Raw genomic sequence first — 3191 nt, 5'->3', positions numbered from 1 at the left:
GAATATTTGGTTTTTTGGCAATATTACAGAATATGTTAAAAATGAACTTGTAGGATAAAAATATTGACATTTTTCCCCAATATGTGGTTAAAATTATACCTGTTTTGGATTATTTTTTGAAAAAAAGCCTAAAATAGGTTAAAAATTTGCACATAAAATTTGGAATAGTAAATTTTACCTATAATATTTGCACTGTAATCAAGCATTAATATTTAAACATTCAACCAAATATTATTATGAAAAAAACCTTAATCACGTTATTTTCTTTGTTTTTAGCCGTTCCTGCATTTTCTCAAGAAAAAGAGGAGGACAAAGGTAAGTTTACTTTCTCTGGATATATTGATTCTTACTACTTACACAACTTCAATAATCCTAAAGATATGAAGAATGTGGGTGCATCTAAGACAGCTAGAGCATTCGATCAAAAAACTGGGTTTTCATTAGGTCTTGTTCAAACTAAAATTGGATATTCTACTAGTAAATCAGATGTAGTTGTTGACTTGACATTTGGTCCAAATGCTGACTTAGGGAACTATGGTAACGCATTCAGTGTATTAGGAAATGGTTCTGCTGGTTCTTCTCTAGCTATTAAACAAGCTTATTTCAACTGGAAGGCTACAGATAAATTAACTTTGACAGCAGGTCAATTTGGTACGCATATCGGTTATGAAGTTATCGATGCGCCAGTAAACTATCACTACTCACTTTCTAACTTATTCAACAATGGTCCATTCTACCATGTTGGAGTGAAAGCAGCTTACACAGTCTCTGACAAATTTGCTTTGATGGGTGGTATTGTAAATGGTGTTGACCAACTTTACAGCAACAATGACAAGCCAGGTTTAATTGCACAAGTATTTGTTCAACCTGTTGCTGGCTGGAACGTTTATGTGAACGGAATCACTGCTAATCGTAATCCTAAAAACGAAGCTACTGGTATTACAGATGCTGGTACTTATAACTTATTGGATTTAACAACTACTTATCAAGTAACTGAGAAATTCTTGCTAGGCTTAAATGCTGCAACTGGTAAGCAAAATTATGCTACTGGCGATGGTAAGACATGGGGTGGATTTGCAGTTTATCCAAAATATGACTTCTCAAGTACTTTTAGTTTAGGTGCAAGATATGAGTCTTTCTCTAATACAAATGCTGTTACTGGTTTGGTTATTCCTGCTGTTACAGATGATAATGGAAATGTAACAACCCCAGCTATTGGTGTTAAAGTTACTTCATTTACTATCACACCAACTTTTACAGTAGCGGATGGTCACTTATTGTTGAAGCCTGAATTCAGAGTTGATTCTTATGACAAAAATTTCTTCGTAGATGGTGACGGAGTAAGTACAAAATCTCAATCTACTTTTACTTGGGCTATGATTTATAAGTTTTAATGATAATAATACACATAATCAGCTAAAATATAGCTGGTTATGTGTAATTTAGTTTCTGTAAACAATTCCATAATAAACCCCTAAAACACTAATCACAATGACACAAAAACCAACATTTATTCCAATTCTCATTTTGCTTATTATTGCAATTGGAGCAGCATTTGTTCCTGCTCCGGGTGCTGCGGTAACAGAAGGCATTGATACAGGTGATACTGCTTGGATGCTAGTATCTTCAGGTTTAGTATTATTAATGACTCCTGGTTTAGCTTACTTTTATGGTGGTATGGTTAACCACAAAAACGTAATTTCTACAATGTTGCAATCATTTATTGCAATGGGTGTAATTACAGTTATTTGGGTAGTATTTGGTTTCAGCTTAGCTTTCGGAGAAACAATCGGAGGTTTTGTAGGTAACCCTTCTACTTACTTTATGTTCCAAGGAGTATTTGATGGTAAGCCTTGGCCATTAGCTGGTACTATTCCATTCGCTTTGTTTGCATTTTTCCAAATGAAATTCGCCGTTATTACGCCAGCACTTATTTCGGGTGCTTTAGCAGAGCGTATTAACTTCCGTGCATTTGTATTATTTATGGTGCTTTTCTGTGTAGTAGTTTATGCTCCGTTAGCACACTGGACATGGCACCCAGAAGGTTGGTTGTTTAAATATGGTGTTCTTGACTTCGCTGGTGGTACAGTTGTACACATGAGTGCAGGTTGGGCTGCTTTAGCAGGTGCATTATATTTAAAACGTCGTAAGTCACACGTTGAAGCGAATATTCTTCCTCCAGCAAACATTCCTTACGTATTATTAGGTACTGGTTTACTTTGGTTCGGTTGGTTCGGTTTCAATGCTGGTTCAGCAGTAGGTGCTAGTCCATTAGCAGTATCTGCATTTGCAACTACTCACGTAGCAGCTGCTTCTGCTGGTCTTTCTTGGATTTTATTTGATGTAACACGTGGTCGTAAAGTTTCAGCGTTAGGTTTCTCTATCGGTGCTGTAGTAGGTTTAGTTGCTATTACGCCTGCATCTGGTTTTGTTTCAGTAACAGCCGCTATCACAATTGGTACAATCGCTGCTATTATTTCAAACGTTGCGGCACACTGGAGAGCTAATTCTAAATTAGATGATACTTTAGATGTATTCCCTTGCCATGGTGTAGGTGGTATGGTAGGTATGGTAATGACTGGTTTATTTGCTTCTAAAGCAGTTAATGGTGCAGTTGTTGAAACAGAACAAGGTTTCTTCATCACTGGTGACCCAGCTTTATTCATCAAGCACTTAGTAGCTCTTGTAGTTGTTTCAGCTTTCGCATTTGGTCTTTCATATTTCTTATTATTCATTACAGATAAAATCATTCCTTTACGTGTAACTGAAGAAGAAGAAAGAGTAGGTTTGGATATTTCTCAACACGATGAATTCCTTGCAGAAGCATAAAATATTAAAACTTTACCACAAGTAATGGTTCTTGTGGTTTTGTTTCAGAAGGAAAGCCCTCAGACTATGTCAGAGGGCTTTTTATGCTTTTAATATGCCAACATAACAAAATAATGGCACTAAAATGACGCTTAAAATCGACTCATAATACTTTGAATATTGGGGATAAGGGATGTTTTAATTCTTTTAACAGCTTGAGTTTTACATTATCTAATAAGTAAATAATCCTTATAGATAATCCCTTTGTATTTCATAAAAAATTCTGCTACGAAACTGTAGCAGATTTTTTGACATTGGCAGGATAGAAAACTTAGATTTCAATGATATGATCTATACTAATCAGTCCTTTACTTTTAATCAAC

At 35.4% G+C, this 3191-nt stretch carries 2 protein-coding genes; both read left to right on the top strand.

Features of this window, described 5'->3' with window-relative positions:
• Window positions 1–236: 236 nt before the first annotated feature.
• Window positions 237–1394, top strand: coding sequence for a porin (locus AC07XN_RS23900; protein WP_494744873.1), 1158 nt, complete (start codon window positions 237–239; stop codon window positions 1392–1394).
• A gap of 97 nt (window positions 1395–1491) precedes the next feature.
• Entirely contained in the window at window positions 1492–2829 is a 1338-nt protein-coding gene (locus tag AC07XN_RS23895; protein WP_309916775.1) for an ammonium transporter, read from the top strand.
• Window positions 2830–3191 lie beyond the last annotated feature (362 nt).

This window comes from Arcicella sp. GW458-12-2-14-TSB2 (assembly GCF_059423785.1).
This window is presented reverse-complemented; position numbering and strand designations above follow the sequence as displayed.

Excerpts from the sequence above, each read along its gene's own strand:
- AC07XN_RS23900 (WP_494744873.1), top strand. The coding sequence starts at position 237 with ATGAAAAAAACCTTAATCACGTTATTTTCTTTGTTTTTAGCCGTTCCT.
- AC07XN_RS23895 (WP_309916775.1), top strand. The coding sequence starts at position 1,492 with ATGACACAAAAACCAACATTTATTCCAATTCTCATTTTGCTTATTATT.